This window comes from Cytophagia bacterium CHB2, from assembly GCA_030263535.1.
Classification (GTDB): domain Bacteria; phylum Zhuqueibacterota; class Zhuqueibacteria; order Zhuqueibacterales; family Zhuqueibacteraceae; genus Coneutiohabitans.
In genome coordinates, this window is record SZPB01000016.1 from 1 (window position 1) to 17,164 (window position 17,164).

Sequence of the window (17,164 nt, forward strand, 5' to 3'; positions counted from 1 at the left end):
CATGTTTACGACATCCATCTCACTCATGCTGCCGATCTGCAGCACGTGAACCGGTTTTCTCATGCCCATGAGAATCGGGCCGATGGCTTCGGCGTGTCCGAGGCGCTGGAGAAGTTTGTAGGCCACATTGCCGCTGATGAGATCCGGAAAGATCAACACGTTCGCGCCGCCCTTGATCCGGCTGAAGGGATAAAACTCCTCGATGATTTCCGGCACGACGGCGGTGTCTGCCTGCATCTCGCCATCCACCTCGAAATCGACGGCTTTGCGCCGCAGCAGCGTGAGCGCTTGCTGCACTTTCTGCGACAACGGATGCCGCACACTGCCAAAATTCGAGAACGAGAGCAACGCCACGCGCGGCTCAATGTTGAAGCGCCGCACTTCTTTGGCGGCAAGCTGGGCAATCTCCGCCAAATCTTCGGCGGTGGGATCGATATTGACTGTCGCGTCTGCAATAAAATAAACACCCTCTTTGAACACCATGGCATACAAGCCCGCCACTTTGGTAAGGCCATTGCGCAATTTGATAATCTGCAGCGCGGGACGCAGCGTCTCCGGATAATGCTTGGTGAGGCCCGAGACCAGGCCATCGGCTTCGCCGAGATGCACCATCATCGGGCCGAAATAATTGCGATGCCGCATCAGCTCGCCGGCTTCACGGCGGGTAACGCCTTTGCGTTTACGCAACTCGTAAAACGCCTCGACATATTGCGCCAATTTCGGCGAAGTGGCGGGATCGACAATCTCGATGCCGCCTTTCAAATCCAAATGCATTTCAGCAATGCGCTGCTGAATGATCTGCTCATCGCCCAACAAAACCGGATGCGCGATGCCCTCATCGAGAATGATTTCACAGGCCTTCAAAATAGCCGGGAAATCGCCTTCGGGAAAAACGATGCGCTTGGGCGCGGCTTTGGCCTTGTTGATCATGACCCGCATGAACTTGCGGGCAACGCCGAGCCGGCCTTCCAGCTCTTCGCGATACTTGTCGAGATCAATTTTCTTTTGCGCCACGCCGGTATCCATCGCCGCTTTTGCCACCGCCGGCGCCACCCACAACAACACGCGCGGATCGAAGGGCTTGGGAATAATGTAATCCCGGCCGAATTTGAGATTCTGCAAGCGATAGGCCTTGATCACGGCATAGGGCACGGGTTCCTTGGCCAACTCAGCCAATGCGCGCGTCGCGGCATGCTTCATTTCTTCATTGATCGCTGTGGCGCGCACATCCAGCGCGCCGCGAAAGATGAACGGAAAGCCCAGCACATTGTTCACTTGATTTGGAAAATCCGAACGACCGGTCGCCATAATCAAATCGCTGCGCACGGAGGTGGCATCTTCGTACGTAATCTCCGGATCGGGATTCGCCATGGCAAAAATAACGGGATCCTTCGCCATTGACTTGACCATGTCTTTCGTCATCATATTGGGGCCGGAGAGGCCGACAAAAACATCAGCGCCGGCCACGGCTTCCGCGAGCGTGCGCGCTTTGGTCTCCGCCGCCAGCTTGGCCTTGTAGGGATTCATATTCTCCTTGCGGCCGGCATACACGACGCCTTTGGTATCGCACAGAATCAAATTCTCCCGCGACACGCCGAGACTGAGATAATAATTGGCGCAGGCAATGCCGGAAGCGCCGGCGCCGTTGAAAACCACTTTGACGTTGCGAATGTCTTTGCCCACCAGCTCCAACGCATTGAGCAACGCCGCGCCGGAGATGATCGCCGTGCCATGCTGATCGTCATGGAACACCGGGATTTTCATGGTTTTCTTCAATGTTTCTTCAATTTGAAAACATTCCGGCGCCTTGATGTCTTCGAGATTGATGCCGCCAAACGTTGGCTCCAACAGTTGTACGGCTTTGATGATGTCGTCCGCATTGTGGGAATTCAACTCGAGATCGAATACGTCGATGTCGGCAAAGCGTTTGAAGAGCACGCCCTTGCCTTCCATCACCGGCTTGCCGGCCTCTGCGCCAATATCGCCCAGGCCCAGAACCGCGGTGCCGTTTGAGATGACGGCCACGAGATTCCCGCGCGAGGTATACTCCCAGACTTTTTCGAGATCGTGATGAATTTCGCGGCAGGGCTCTGCAACGCCCGGCGTGTAAGCCAACGCCAGGTCATTTTGGGTGACGCAAGGCTTGGTCGAAACCACTTCGATTTTCCCCTTGCGGCCTTCGGTATGATACCGCAGGGCTTCTTGCTTGGTAATCATGAGTATTCTCGTTGTTGAGTTGATGTGAAAAGTGTAAGGTGTAAAATGTGGGGCGATTTTACATTTTACCCTTTACACCCTACGCTTTACACTCTTTCACAACCACTTCCTTTCCTTCACGAATTTCGTCAGCTCCTCACGAAATTTGGGATGTGCAATATTGATCAATGCGCGACAGCGTTCCTGCACGGTTTTACCGTGCAGATAAGCCACGCCGTATTCGGTGACGACGTAGTGCACGTCGCCGCGCGAAGTGACTACGCCCGCGCCTTCTTTCAAGTGTGGAACGATGCGGCTGATGGTATCGTCTTTCGCCGTCGAAGGCAGCGCGATAATCGGTTTGCCGCCCTTGCTGCGCGCCGCGCCGCGAATGAAATCCACCTGGCCGCCGATACCGCTGTAAAAATTATAGCCGATCGAATCCGCGCAAACCTGGCCGGTGAGATCGACTTCGATCGCCGAGTTGATCGCCACTTGCTTGTCGTTGCGGCTGATGATGAACGGATCGTTGGTGTAGCTGCTCGGATGAAATTCGAAAATGGGATTATTGTCGATGAAGTCATAAAGCCGGCGCGTGCCCAGCACGAATCCCAAAATCACTTTGCCGGGATGCAGGGTTTTCTTTTCATTGTTGATTACGCCTTTTTCGATCAAGCTGACCACACCGTCGCTCACCATCTCGGTGTGAATGCCCAAATCTTTTTTGGCGTCGAGATAATGCAGCACCGCATCCGGAATTTCGCCGATGCCGAGCTGTAACGTCGATCCGTCTTCAATCAAGCCGGCAATGTTGCTGCCGATTTTGTTGGCAATATCGGAAATCTGCCCTTGCGGATGCTCCCAAATATCGTCTTCGACTTCGACCAGATGATCGATTTTGTTAAGGTGAATGAAGGAATCTCCCAGGCTGCGCGGCATTTTGGGATTGACTTGCGCGATGACGATATCGGCGTGTTCCGCCGCCGCTTTGGTGGTATCGACGCCGACGCCGTAGCTGCAAAAGCCGTGTTCGTCCGGCAGCGAGACATGAATCAGCGCGACATGCACGGGAATGCTGCCATTCGCAAACAACGCTTCGATTTCGCCCAAAAAAATCGGAATAAAATCCGCGCGGCCTTCGTTGATGGCGCGCCGGACATTGGCGCCCGCAAAAAAGGCGACATGCCGGAAATGCCCTGCCATCTCCGGCCGGGCGTAATCTGCGCTGCCCGCCGTAAGCAGGTGAATCACTTTCACATCTCGCAATTGCGGCCCGCGGCGCACCATGGCGCGCACGAGTTGCTCCGGCGCAGCACAACCGGGGTGAATATACACCGTATTTCCTGCACGAATGTGTTGGACCGCCTCATCCGCTGAGCAACGTTTTCTTCTGTACGTTTCAAGCCAACTCATATCACTCCATTTTCTTTTGATCAGCAGCGTGTTGAACCGGAGGGAGGGATTGGTGCAGTGGTGGATTGCTGGGAAAACCTTTTTCCTCCCTCACTCCTTTGAGATCAACTCGTCGATCGGTGTGACCGGCCAGCCCAGCACGCGGGCCACCTCCGGATGCGTGCATTGCCCATGATAAAGATACACGCCGCGTTGCAGCATTTCGTTGGTCGCGATCGCGGCGACGCCGCCATCGGCGATGAGCTGGGTGTACGGCAAAATCATATTGTTGAGCGCATGCGCCGCGGTGCGCGCCACCAGCGCCGGAATATTCGCGACCGCGTAATGAATAACGCCATGACGAATAAAAATCGGATCGGAATGCGTCGTCGGCCGGCTGGTTTCCACACAACCGCCTTGATCGATCGAAACGTCCAGGATCACACTGCCTTTGCGCATGCGTTTGACATGTGCTTCCGTAATCACATGCGGCGATTGCTGGCCGTGAATCATCACCGCGCCCACCAGCACATCGATATTGCCGAGATTGCGCTCGATGTTATAAGGCGTCACAAACGCGGTATTGATCTGATGACGCGTTTGCCGTTCGAGTTTACGCAAGCGATCGAGATCACTGTCCATCACCATGACATTTGCGCCCGCGCCCACGAATGCTTCCGCTGCGGTGCTGCCCACCATGCCGGCGCCGATGATCAGCACATTCGCCGCCGGGATGCCGGCAACGCCGCCGAGCAACACGCCGCGACCGCCTTCCTGGGTCGCCAAGAAGCGTCCGGCAATCTGCGGCAACAACATGCCCGCAATCTCGCTCATCGTGGTCAGCACCGGCAAATTGCCGTTGCGATCTTCGATCAAATTATAACCGATGGCCGTGCATTTGGCATCGCCCAAACTCGCCATGAGCTTGGGATTCAAGACGCTAAAATTGAAGAAACTCATCAGCGTCTTGTCACGCGCAATCCACGTGGATTCCTGCAAAGAAGGCGGCATGATTTTGACAATCACATCGGCGCGCCCAAAAACTTCGGTTTCGTTAAAGGCCAGGACGGCGCCGGCTTCATCATACGCTTCATCTGTGAAATCGCAGCTCAGGCCTGCGCCGGTCTGCACGATGACTTTATGCCCGGCTTTAACGAGCGCATACACGCCCGCCGGAATCAATGCGACGCGATGCTCATCACGCCAGCTTTCTTTGGGAATGCCGATGATCATAATAACCCTCTTCAATTAGTGAAGTCGGGCTTGCGCCCGGAAATTTGAAAAGAATTCGAGGCGTTAGCAGCGCAAGCCCGACTTCGCTCTTGTTTCACCACGCATATCGTTCGCCGCGAATTTGGCGCGGGCGGCTCAACACGTGCATGCGTTTCAGCTTGGCCACCTGCGCCAGGCGGTGCTCGGCCAGGCGATTCGAAGCTTCGCAGGTGGGAATATTCTCTTTGTGTGCGATCAGAATGATTTGTTTCAGCACGCCGTAAATGCCTTCCGCTTCTTTCAGCGCTTTATCGCGATGATAGCCTTCGATTTCATTGGCGACATTGATCAAGCCGCCGGCATTGATGACATAATCGGGCGCATAAAGAATGCGTTTCTCCATCAAGATGCGGCCATGCTTTTGCTCATCGGCCAATTGATTGTTGGCACCGCCGGCAATGACTTTGACCTTCAGGCGCGGGATGGTTTCATCATTGATGATCGCGCCTAGGGCGCACGGCGAAAAAATATCGGCATCGACATCATAAATTTTATCGGGCGCCACTGCCGTCGCGCCGAACTCTTCGACACAGCGATTGACGCGCTCGTTGCGAATATCGCTGACAAACAGCGTCGCGCCCTCCCGATTCAAAAAATCGGCGAGATAATACCCGACATGACCCGCGCCTTGAATCGCCACTTTCCGGCCTTTTAACGAAGGTGTGTCAAATACCGCTTCACAGGCGGCTTTTAAACCGAAATACACGCCGCGCGCTGTCACCGGCGAGGGGTCGCCGCTGCCGCCGAGCGCTTCGGAGATGCCCAGGACCCACGGCGTTTCCATGCGCACCCATTCCATGTCTTTCACTTCCACCCCGACATCTTCACCCGTGATAAAACGGCCGCTAAAGCCTTGCACAAATCTGCCAAACGCGCGAAACAGCATTTCATTCTTGTCGCGGTGCGGATCGCCGATGATCACGGCCTTGCCGCCGCCAAAATTGAGACCGGCGGCTGCAGATTTGTACGTCATGCCGCGCGCCAGGCGTAACACATCGTGCAGCGCCTCTTCTTCGGATTTATATGGCCACATGCGCGTGCCGCCCAGCGCCGGACCGAGCGTAGTGTCGTGAATGGCAATGATGGCACGCAGGCCGGTATCGCGGTCGTTACAAAAAACAACTTCCTCGTGATTGTGTTCATTCATGGCAGTGAAGATTTTCATAGCCGCACTCCTTTCTTGAAGGCATTCTTGCGAACGGCAAGTTTCAGTTGCCGGAAGGCTTCATGCACAGACTTCGCAACACCAGCACACTTCGATACTATCGTGGTTCAGGCCAAATGACCTTATCGCAATAGACTCATCTTGTTCCATGTGCTAAATTCGCCGGCAGTGAATTTGAGAAAATAGATGCCCGAACCCACTTGATGCCCAGATTCATTCGTACCCGTCCATTTGACCTGTTGCCAACCCGCAGCATATTTCTGTATTGCCAAAGTGCATACCTTTATGCCAAGCACATCATATATCGATAGCACTACATTGCTTGTCTTGGGCAGGTAGAAACGAATGGTGGTCTCTGGGTTGAATGGATTGGGGTAGTTGGGTAAAAGCGTAAATTCATCTGGCATATTGTCGGATTCCCTTTGCACGGAAGTTCCTGTGCTTGAGAAACGCCCAGTATTCTGAGTATTCGCACGGAATTTGGGCCAAGCACTTTGTGCTAGGCCTTTACTAGTGGAACTAATGGCATATAGCTTATGTACTGACCCGACATAAACTGTACCATCGACGCTAATAGCAGGGGAATATTCCACGCGGTCCTCCGTGGTGAACGCCCACTTTTGCGTGCCATCGGGGTTAATCGCGTATAACTTACTGTCCATTGATCCAACATAAATTGTGCCGTCGGCACCAATTGCTGGCGATGAATCCACTTCGTCTCCTGTTGTGAACGCCCACTTTGAGGTGCCGTCGGAGTTGATGGCGTAAAGCTTGTTATCCCACGATCCTACATAGATTGTGCCGTCAATGCCGATCGCCGGGGAAGACTCAACAACACCTCCATCATTATCTGCGATTGTAAATGCCCATTTTTGCGTGCCATTGGGATTAATGGCATAAAGCTTGGCATTTCGTGGCCCTAAATGATAAATTGTGCCATCGACGCCGATAGCGGGGGAAGACCCACCATAACTCCCGATGGTGAGTGCCCACTTTTGCGTACCATTGGGATTGAGAGCATAAAGCTTGTTGTCATTTGACCCTACGTAGATTGTCCCGTCGGCACCTATAGCTGGGGAAGACGTTACCCAATCCCCTGTGGTAAACGCCCATTTCTCTGTGCCATTGGGATTGAGAGCATAAAGCTTATGATTAATTGCTCCGAAATAAATCGTACCATCGGCTCCAAGAGCTGGGGACGAAACCACATAGCTCCCGAAGGCAAACGCCCACTTTGGGGTGCCATCAGGGTTGAGGGCATAAAGCTTATCAGAACCCACGTAAATCGTGCCATCGGTACCGATGGCAGGTGACACTGCACTGCTCGAGGTATGAAATCTCCATTTTTGCGTGCCGTTGGGATCGAGGGCATAAACATCATCTTGTTGAATATAAATCGTTCCATCAGCACCTATTGCCGGTGAAGAACTTCCATATCCATAATCCCTGGTGGTGAACGCCCATTTTTGTGTGCCCAGGATATTAGTACTTATGTAAGCAACAGCAATTTTTGTATCTGAGCCAGTTGGACCCATTACCTCCAAGCTCACAGTATATTCCCCTGGCGAATTATAAGTATGGGAGGGATTTATTTCATTGCTCGAACTTCCGTCGCCAAAATCCCAAGAATAATCTGTAATAGTCCGGGATGATCGATTTGTGAATGCAACGGTGAGAGGGGCAATGCCGGATGTAGGGTCACCTGTGAAATCAGCAATAGGCGTCGTTGTCTTTCTGAGTATATGTCCGTCGATTCCAACGACCCAGCCTGTAGCTGGATTGATGAAATGGATTGAGCTAAGGGTTTCCGTTATGCCTGCCTCCTCTTTATTCCAATTCATTCCACCATTTGTCGTGTTCATTATGAGTCCATCATAACCGACCATCCATCCGGTGGTCTCATCTATGAAATGGGCGGATCGTATGAAGTTGAGCTTATTAGGTATACTCTCCTGAATAATCCAGGTAGCTCCGCCATCAGTCGTACCAAAAATTTCAGCTTTGTATATATTTTGGTTGTTTTCCCAATACCTGACAATTCCGGCAACCCACCCAATTCTGACATCATGAAAATATGCGGTCCCCAAGATTCCTATTTTTAGGGGACCTGTTTTGCTCAATTGTAGTGCTTGCCAGGTTGTGCCACCATCTATACTCTTATAGACATAAATCGTAGCCTCCCCGCCAGTATCTCCAATTGCCCACCCCACATTGGCATCAACAAATTGAACGTACTTCAAATGTTCCGCGATTCCTCCGCTTGAGAATGGCTGAAGTTGCCAATTCATACCTGCATCTATTGTTTTGAGCATGGCTTCATTACGCCCGGCTATCCAACCAGTGTTTTCATTTATGAAAAATATTGAATTCAACTCTTCATTTGTACCAGTATTCTGTAATTCCCAAGTTTCGCCGCCATCAACAGTTTTAATCAGTTTGCCATCATCCCCTGCAGCCCACGCTTTCTTGGCATCAATCACATGAATCGAATTCAGCCCTCCACTTAAACCGCTTGATTGAGAAATCCATGTGTTCCCACCGTCTATTGTTTTTAAGATTACCTCTCCTCTTGGTTCACCCATGCCTCTCCCACCGACAATCCAGCCAATTCTTTCGTCCACAAAGTAGATTGCCTCTGGAAACCCATCTGCCCCCGATTCTCCAAGATACCACGGATAATCAACAATAACATAATTTGTTAACATCCTGGTACTAGAGCCGTTCGGACCATTCACAGTCAAGCGCACAGTATAGTCGCCTGCTCCATAATTGCCTACTTCTGAGTAAGTATGAGTAGGATTTTGCTCCTGACTGGTTTGCCCGTCGCCAAACTCCCAAAGCCAGTTCTCAACACTGCCGAGCGATTGATCTGTAAACTGTACGACGAGGGGAGCAAGCCCTCTCAGTGGCGCACCAACAAAATCTGCTGCAAGTTCTGTCGGCGTGCCCGTTACAATCGTAAAGTCCTCGGCAATGACAAGATTCACAACTCCGGCTCCATCATAATCAAGCAAGACCGTAATTGAAAGCTCTCCAATCGGGGCGTTGGGCTCTACCTTCAGTGTAAATTTGGTTCTAATGTTCAAAGTGCCAAAAATGGGTTCAAAACTATCCAGACGCACAGTTACATAGGCCGAATCCGATCCTTCTATGGAAGCTGTTACTCCAGTGACAGGTGCGAAATTGATTAAAGGTTCCCTGGTGATTTGGAGTGAATCGCCAGGCGCGACATCTACCCTTGTCTGAGCGAATGCTGCTTGCCCAATGATAAACTGTAATCCGATTGGAATCAGCATGCCAAAACCAATTACAGTTAATGCACCTCTATATAGTTTCTTCATAATTCTCACCTGATGTAAGATACGTGTTATCCGCTAACAAATTCCTGGCCGGCACGCAAAGCTCTGGCATTCAATTCCACAAGCGCCGGCCGCGCTTTTGCTTTCTTATTCAATACGGCAAGAATTGCTTCTTCCGGCAACAACTTGGCAAGACCAAGATAAGCGCCGAGCATCACTACGTTGGCAACTTTGGTATTGCCAAGTTCATCTGCAATTTCTGTAGCCGGAATCGCGGCGACCTGAACGTCATCGCGCAATGGCACCTCGGAAATCAACGAACGATTATAAAGCACCAAACCGCCGCTGCGAACCTCCGCTTGAAATTTTTCAAGAGAAGGCCGGTTCATCGCAATCAACACATCGCTTTCAGATACCAACGGCGAGCCGATCAGTTGCTCCGAGATGATGACATGGCAATTGGCCGTGCCCCCGCGCATCTCCGGGCCGTAACTCGGCAGCCAACTCACATGCCGGCCAACCCGCATGCCCGCTTCCGCCAGCGTGACGCCCATGAACAAAATGCCCTGGCCGCCAAAACCTGAAATTTTCAAACGCGGATTGACGCCGTGTGCTTCCGGCGGCAATTGCCAGGCTTGTGTGTCTTCTTCGGCGATGCCCAAAATGTGGCGCATCGTGCTCGTTTCCTGCGTTGCGCCGTTGGTCGGAGGAAGACTGGCGGGCTTTTCTTTTCTATCGCGAAACACCCCAAGCGGAAAAACCGGCAACATGTTTTCGATGAGCCATTTTTTGGCGAGGGTGGGCGTCACATTCCAGCCCGTCGGGCACGTGGATAACACCTCAACCAGCGAAAACCCGCGCCCTTCAATTTGATTTTGAATCGCCTTGCGAATGGCTTTGCGCGCCGCCATGACGTGTTTGGCATCGGTAATCGCAACGCGCTCGATGTAAGCCGGGGCTTCCAACGTCGCCAACAATTCACAAACCCGCAGCGGATAACCCTCATTGGCGACGGTCCGGCCAAAAGGCGTGGTGGTGGTTTTCATGCCGAGCAAAGTCGTTGGCGCCATTTGCCCACCCGTCATGCCATAAATGGCATTATTGATGAAAATCACGGTAATGTTTTCGCCACGATTGGCGGCGTGCAAAATTTCATTTCCGCCGATGGCGGCAAGATCGCCGTCGCCTTGATAGCTGATCACAATGCGATCGGGCAAGACCCGGCGCACGCCCGTGGCAGCCGCCGGCGCGCGGCCATGCGCAACCTGAATGTTCCCGCATTTCATGTAGTAATACGCAAACACCGAGCAGCCCACCGGAGAAATGAAGACAGTGCGATCACGAATGCCAAAATCATCCATGGCCTCGGCGATCAGTTTGTGCACGTTGCCGTGGCCGCAACCCGGACAATAATGCGTCGAGGTTTTGTCAGCGCCGGGTTTGCGCGTGAAGACTTCATAAAACGATTCCGGCCGGCGCAGTACTGTTGCTTGCATGATTTTCTCCCTGATTCGAGAGCGGGGTTTCGAAGATGCCGCAACAAAAAACCGAAACCTGCGGCGGCGTCATCAGCCGTTCATCTTCGATTCACACGCGGTTCAATAAACCAAATCGCCTTTTTTCATGGCTTCTGCGGCCTCGCCTTTCCCCATTTGCTGGCTGTGCAAAAACCGCAAACACGCCGAGCAGTACATCGTTTCCGTTGCCTTATCGAACACCAAATCATGTTTCTCACCGCAGCGCTCGCAGCGGAAATCCAATTCCCATTCATAATCGGGAAACAATTCTCTTTCTGGGAAAACCATTGATAGACTCCTTGAAAAAGAGGAGCATCCGCCTCATCGTCTATCTTCCATCCATTACGCCAAGCCCGCTGGCTGCTCTCGTCTAGAAAATCCAGATCGCTGACATGGGCTTAACTGCATTGCAGATGCTCCTCGTGTTTATGCGTTGGTTCGTGAAAAACAGTTTTTCACAATGTCCAGGGCCATCCTCAACAACGAACTAGCCTTATCCTTATGCGTTTACGTCCAACTCTTTCCAAAAACGCTCGATTTGACGCAGCAACTCTTCCGCGCTCGGCACCATGCCGCCGGTGCGGCCGTAAAATTCCACCGGCGTCCAGCCGTTCACGGCCAGCCGAACATCTTCGACCATTTGCCCGGTGCTCAATTCACACACAAGAAAACCGTAGGTATGATCGGTCAACTCGTCGATTTTTTCTTTCGGAAATGGCCACAGCGTAATCGGACGAAATAGCCCGACGGGAATGCCGCGCTCGCGCGCCATATCCACCGCCGTGCGCAACAGGCGCGCAATGATGCCGTAACCGACTACAACCATTTGCGCATGCTCCAGGCGATAGCCTTCGTAACGCGGCTCTTCCTGCTCAATGGTTTTATATTTCTCAAAAAGATGGTGGATATGCGCTTCCAAATCTTCGGGAACAAGGTCGATGGAAGTGATCAAATTGTCGCGGGTTTCGGGGTTGCCCGACACCGCCCAGGTTTTTTCCGGGAATGTGGTTACCGGCGCGGGGAAATTCACCGGTTCCATCATTTGGCCGATAAAACCATCGGCCAGCACGACGGCGGGATTGCGATAGCGATCAGCCAACTCAAACGCCAGCATGGTGAGATCACACATTTCCTGCGCGCTGTTGGGCGCGAGCACGATAAGCCGATAATTGCCGTGGCCGCCGCCTTTGACAATTTGAAAATAATCTGCCTGCTCCGGCGCAATGTTTCCCAGCCCGGGGCCGCCGCGCATAATGTCAACAATCACCATGGGCAATTCCGCGCCGGCCGCATAGGAAATGCCTTCCTGCATCAATGAAATGCCCGGACTCGAGGAGCCGGTCATGGCGCGCACACCTGCCGAAGCCGCGCCATACAGCATGTTGATGGAAGCCACTTCACTTTCTGCTTGCAAAAAAACGCCGCCGACTTTGGGGAAATACTCGGCTGCAGTTTCCGCAATTTCACTCGCCGGCGTGATGGGATAACCAAAATAAGCGCGACAACCGGCCAGCAGTGCGGCTTTCACCACGGCCTCATTACCTTTGATGAGTTGCATATTCGTATTCCTGATTGCTGAAGCGTTTGCCGGTACACCAATATTTTCATCCTTCAACGACCGGCGCTTTCGCCTCGACCCGTTTGTACACTGTAATCGCGCCCGGCTCCGGGCAAACATAATAACACACGCCACAGCCGGTGCATTCGATTCCGACATACTCTGCGGGATGATAGCCCATCCGATTCAACGCCTCGGAAATTTTCAACACGGTGGGCGGGCACACCTCAACGCACAGGCCGCACCCCTTGCACTCTTCCGCATTGATGACTACCATGCCGCGATTGCGGCTGTCTTTTCGGATTTCTGCCATGGCTCGCTCATTTTACTTTACCGTCCGGACGCCAAGGAGGCCAAACATGATTACATGATTTATCCCATGCAACAATCATCACTTAATCAAAACGGCATCCGGACGGTGGTTTCAAATCGGACGTCATTTTGCCACCTCGAATCTTTCAAACAGCATGCCGAAAACGACTTAGGAACGCCGCTTTGGAAATTTGGCTTTAACTAATTCGAATTGCGAGAGATGCTCTAGATTGAGAGGCGCGCGTTTTGCGAAATATGACGCGCCACATTCCCAACCCTGCAAAACCTCATTAAAATCATTCTCATAAATAAGAATGCAACTTAGGATTCTCACTTAAATAACTTGCCCATCTCTCAAACCGCGAATGGACGCTAATAAACGCGAATTTCAAAATTAGCGAATATTCGCGCTCATTAGCGGTTTCCCGAATGAGTAAGTTATTTAAATGGCGCATTCTTAACATGCTGTCAGAGGCTAAGGTTGGTGAATACCGAGCAAACGAGGGGGTTGTTTGAGGAAACTCTGCAAGTGTTGCACGAATTCAATCACTTGCCGAGGCGATGATGTGGGCGCTGCTGTTGCAAAGATTGCCGTTTGAGGATGCGAGGAGGTGAAAGGTTTTGTTTATAAATCCATCGTTGCTTTGATTACGCCCTCATCTTGATCGAAGCGAAGCTGCATGCCGAGTTTTTTGCAAACACGCTGCATGCCGTCGTTGTCGGGAAGAATATCGGCCGAGATACGATCGAACTTTTCCGCGCGGCCGATATCAATCAACCGCCGCATCAACGCACTGCCCAAGCCCTGCCCTTGATACGTATCGCTGACCAGCGCCGCGAATTCGGCTTCGTTCGCGCCGTGGGATTTGCTCAAGCGGCCGACTCCGATAATCTCGCGCTCGGCGCCAGCGGCAGGAGTCCGTTCCACCACCAAAACCATCTCGCGATCGTAATCGATAAAACAGATGCGCGTCAAACGTTCGTGCGCAATGCGTTGATTGAGAGTGATCAAATGAAAATAACGCAAATAAACGGTGCGCTCGGAAAGTTTTTGATGAAATTGAACCATCAGCGGCTCGTCTTCCGGCCGAATCGGGCGAATGGTAACCGGCGCGCCATTGCGCAATGTCCACGTTGAAACGTACTGCCGCGGATAAGGCCGGATGGCAGGCTTCGGCAAATGTTCTTCCGGTAAAGTCGTTTCATGCAACTTCACGCGTGCGGCACGCACACCCAAAGTTTCTTTAGAAAAGATAACGGAACTGCACTCAATCTCATTAATCCAACGCTGTTCCACCACCAGCCAGCTCAAACGAACCAGCATTTGTTCGAGCGCAGCAAAATCTGCCGGCGCAAGTTCGTGTTTCGCTCGCAGCGCGGGATAAATGCGGGTTTTCTCCATCATGCGGCGCGCCAAAGTCGTGGTGAGCGGCGGCAGAGCAAAGCTGCGATCATGTATGGCCTCCCCGAGCTTTCCACCGGCGCCAAAAGCCAGCACCGGCCCAAATTGCGGATTGATGCTGCTACCAGCAAATAATTCATAACCCTGCGCCTCAATCACCGGCGACAAAACAGGAATGTCATAAGTCGCAAGCAAATTCCGTGCTTCGGTTCCAGTCAACTGAGTTCGATTTTCTTGGCGCGCGAGTTGAATAATGTCACCCGCCTTTTTTTGATCAATGCTCGCCTCGGCAAAATCCGCCGGCAACATCGGGGTTTCATACAAGCCGCGCAGATTTTCAGTATACTGCCACATGTAGGCAAACATCCGCGCCGCCGTATCGGGAAACGGAAAAGCGGGAATGCCGGCGCGGTTGAGCAGCGCCTGGCCGGCGGCAACGTCGGCGCCGCCCATCCAGCTCGCCAACAGAGGCGTATTTAAATTTTGCGCATGGGCAATCACCAATTCGGCGGTGAGGGTGGGATCGGCCAGCGCCAACGGCGTCAGAATGACGAGCAGGCCGTTGCTATTCGCATTTTGGGCTGCAATCGTCATGGCTTGCGCATAGCGTTCCGGTTCCGCATCACCCAAAATGTCTATCGGGTTGCCGTGACTCCAATTTGCCGGCAAGAGTTGATCAAGTTGTTCTTTCGCCTCTGCAGAAAGCGGCGCCAATTTACCGCCATTTGCCTGCACCGCATCTGCAGCGAGCAATCCCGGGCCGCCGGCATTGGTCAGAATCGTTAACGCCGGGCCTTTCGGACGCGGCTGCTTGTCGAGCACTTCTGCCATATAAAATAACTCGGCAATGGTGTTGACGCGCAGCACGCCACAACGTCGAATCGCGGCATCAAATACTTCTTCGCTGTTACTTGAATCTGCAACTTGTGAGTTAGCAAAACTTGCAGCCGGGGCATGCCGCGCTTTCAGCACGATGATCGGCTTAGTGAGCGCGACTTCACGCGCAGCAGAGAGAAACGAGGCCGCGTCGCCAATCGTTTCCATATACAAAATAATGCTTTTGGTGCGCGGATCGTCGCCGAGATAATAGATTAAATCACCCCAACCAACATCAAGCATCGCGCCCACCGAGATGAAAGCGCTGAAGCCCGCCTGCACGCGCATGCTCCAATCTAAAATGGCCGCGCCGAGTGCGCCGCTTTGACTGATAAAACCAACATGCCCGGGCTGTGCCATCGCGCGCGCATAGGTCGCGTTAAGCTTGGTATGAGGGCGCATCACGCCGACGGAATTCGGCCCGATGATCCGCATTCTGCCGCGACGCGCTTGCGCCAGCACCTCCTGCTCCAACGCCGTCGCATCATCTGTGCGCCGTTGAAAGTCCGCGGAAAGAATAATTGCCGCTCGCACTCCCGCAGCAGCGCAATCCCCAACAAGGCTAGGCACGGTTGGCGCCGGCGTTGCAATAATCGCAAGGTCAATCGGGCCGGGCGCCTCCGTCACGCGCGGATAAGCTGAGAGTCCCAGCACACTCTCGCGGTTGGGATTGATGGGAAAAACGGCGCCGCCAAAGTGGTTATTCATGAGATTCGCGAGCACAGCCTGTCCCACACTGCCCGCCCTTTCCGTCGCGCCAATCACAGCTATGCGTTGTGGAGAAAAAATCGCATCCAACGATTGTCGTTGATTGCGCAGAATGTCGCGCGTGGCGTCTCGCACATGATTGAGAACATTGTTCATAAGATTTGCCGCAGAATTGAAATGACTATAATCATGTCATCCCTTCGGGATTTTCCGAACCGAGAATCCCGAAGGGATGACATGATTAAAGGAAAATAGCTAAAAAGAACAGGATAAAACCCGATGAAAAGACAAAAAGCTCTATCAGTTGGCGTTAATCTATCCGTTGGAGCCGCTCTTAGGGCTGCGGTTTTCAGCTTGTCTAAAAATCCGCTTTAGTCTCAACAATCAACAAATGCGGGGCAACTGCTCGCCGCTCAACACATCAACGATGCGGTTTGCGCCAATGACGCTCGTCATGGTTACCAATCCAGATGATTCTTTCTTCACCTCGCCAATGATGCGGGCGCCTTCACCCAGCGGATGGGCGCGCATCACGCGCAGCGCCCGTTCGACCTCCGCCGGCGGCACAAAGGCGATGAAACGGCCTTCGTTGGCGATATAAAGCGGATCCAGGCCAAGGATTTCGCATGCGCCTTGCACGTCTTCGCGCACGGGAATGTTTTTTTCCTCAAGATTGATTTGCACACGCGCGGTTTCGGCAATCTCGTTTAAGGCGCTGGCCAGGCCGCCGCGGGTGAGATCGCGGAGGCAATGAATTTCAATATTTGCGGCAAGCAACGTTTGCACCAAATCCGCCAGCGGCGCGCAGTCACTCTCAATCTCGCTCTCGAACGCCAAGCCTTCCCGCATTGCCATGATCGCGATGCCGTGCCGGCCGAGATCTCCGTTCACAAGAACGAGATCGCCCGGCTTGACGCTCGCTGGAGAAATAACAAGATCATGTGTAATAACGCCAATGCCGGCGGTGTTGATAAAAATGCCATCGCCCTTGCCGCGATCGACGACTTTGGTATCGCCGGTTACAAGCTGAACATTCGCATGTGTTGCCGCGCGTTGCAGGGATTGCACGACGCGCCAGAGCGTCTCCATCGGCAAGCCTTCTTCGAGAATGAATCCTGCGCTGAGATACAATGGCTGCGCGCCGCACATGGCAAGATCATTCACGGTGCCGTAAATCGACAACGTTCCAATATCTCCTCCCGGGAAAAAAAGCGGATGCACGACAAAGGAATCCGTCGTGAAGGCAAGCTTTCGGCCTTCCAAATTGAATACCGCACCATCGTGCCGTGATTCTAGCAATGTATTGTTGAATGCAGGCACGAACATCTTCTCAATAAGCTGGTGCATGAGTCTGCCCCCGCCGCCGTGCGCGAGCAGAACGCTCGGATAATCATGGATTGGAATCGGGCAGGAAAGCCCGAATTCGACATTCACTTTTTGCTGCATAAATTTTCAGTGCGTAAACAG

General features: G+C 52.8%; 11 protein-coding genes and 4 pseudogenes. All 15 read right to left on the reverse strand.

From position 1 onward, the window contains the following. Positions 1 to 2,217, reverse strand: a 2,217-nt coding sequence (locus FBQ85_03210; protein ID MDL1874170.1) for an NADP-dependent malic enzyme, incomplete at its 3' end; no start/stop codon positions are given. Between the two features lie 96 nt (positions 2,218 to 2,313). Beyond that, complete coding sequence (locus FBQ85_03215) at positions 2,314 to 3,609, reverse strand: acetyl-CoA hydrolase/transferase family protein (protein MDL1874171.1); 1,296 nt, start codon at positions 3,607 to 3,609, stop codon at positions 2,314 to 2,316. Positions 3,610 to 3,699: 90 nt separating this feature from the next. Then, positions 3,700 to 4,821 (reverse strand): alanine dehydrogenase, encoded by a 1,122-nt coding sequence (locus FBQ85_03220; protein MDL1874172.1) that lies wholly within the window; start codon positions 4,819 to 4,821, stop codon positions 3,700 to 3,702. A gap of 94 nt (positions 4,822 to 4,915) precedes the next feature. After that, entirely contained in the window at positions 4,916 to 6,025 is a 1,110-nt protein-coding gene (locus FBQ85_03225) for a Glu/Leu/Phe/Val dehydrogenase (GenBank protein ID MDL1874173.1), read from the reverse strand. Positions 6,026 to 6,147: 122 nt separating this feature from the next. Then, entirely contained in the window at positions 6,148 to 6,432 is a 285-nt protein-coding gene (locus FBQ85_03230) for a T9SS type A sorting domain-containing protein (protein MDL1874174.1), read from the reverse strand. A 42-nt stretch (positions 6,433 to 6,474) separates the two neighbouring features. Beyond that, positions 6,475 to 7,560, reverse strand: a pseudogene (locus FBQ85_03235) (PQQ-like beta-propeller repeat protein). After that, positions 7,561 to 7,866, reverse strand: a pseudogene (locus FBQ85_03240) (PKD domain-containing protein). It lies immediately after the preceding pseudogene. Between the two features lie 285 nt (positions 7,867 to 8,151). After that, positions 8,152 to 8,730, reverse strand: a pseudogene (locus FBQ85_03245) (hypothetical protein). A gap of 3 nt (positions 8,731 to 8,733) precedes the next feature. Continuing rightward, positions 8,734 to 9,366, reverse strand: a pseudogene (locus FBQ85_03250) (PKD domain-containing protein). A gap of 26 nt (positions 9,367 to 9,392) precedes the next feature. Further along, positions 9,393 to 10,820 (reverse strand): 2-ketoisovalerate ferredoxin oxidoreductase, encoded by a 1,428-nt coding sequence (locus tag FBQ85_03255; GenBank protein MDL1874175.1) that lies wholly within the window; start codon positions 10,818 to 10,820, stop codon positions 9,393 to 9,395. A 102-nt stretch (positions 10,821 to 10,922) separates the two neighbouring features. Further along, a complete protein-coding gene (locus FBQ85_03260; protein ID MDL1874176.1) occupies positions 10,923 to 11,129 on the reverse strand; it encodes a hypothetical protein in 207 nt (68 codons plus the stop codon). Positions 11,130 to 11,340: 211 nt separating this feature from the next. Further along, the gene (gene vorB / locus FBQ85_03265; GenBank protein MDL1874177.1) at positions 11,341 to 12,399 is read right to left on the reverse strand and encodes a 3-methyl-2-oxobutanoate dehydrogenase subunit VorB; all 1,059 of its coding nucleotides are present in this window, start codon (positions 12,397 to 12,399) and stop codon (positions 11,341 to 11,343) included. Positions 12,400 to 12,445: 46 nt separating this feature from the next. After that, on the reverse strand, positions 12,446 to 12,712 hold the full coding sequence (locus FBQ85_03270) for a ferredoxin family protein (GenBank protein ID MDL1874178.1): 267 nt from the start codon (positions 12,710 to 12,712) through the stop codon (positions 12,446 to 12,448). Positions 12,713 to 13,336: 624 nt separating this feature from the next. Further along, positions 13,337 to 15,853, reverse strand: coding sequence for a GNAT family N-acetyltransferase (locus tag FBQ85_03275; GenBank protein MDL1874179.1), 2,517 nt, complete (start codon positions 15,851 to 15,853; stop codon positions 13,337 to 13,339). A gap of 228 nt (positions 15,854 to 16,081) precedes the next feature. Beyond that, positions 16,082 to 17,143 (reverse strand): hydrogenase expression/formation protein HypE, encoded by a 1,062-nt coding sequence (hypE, locus tag FBQ85_03280; protein MDL1874180.1) that lies wholly within the window; start codon positions 17,141 to 17,143, stop codon positions 16,082 to 16,084. Positions 17,144 to 17,164 lie beyond the last annotated feature (21 nt).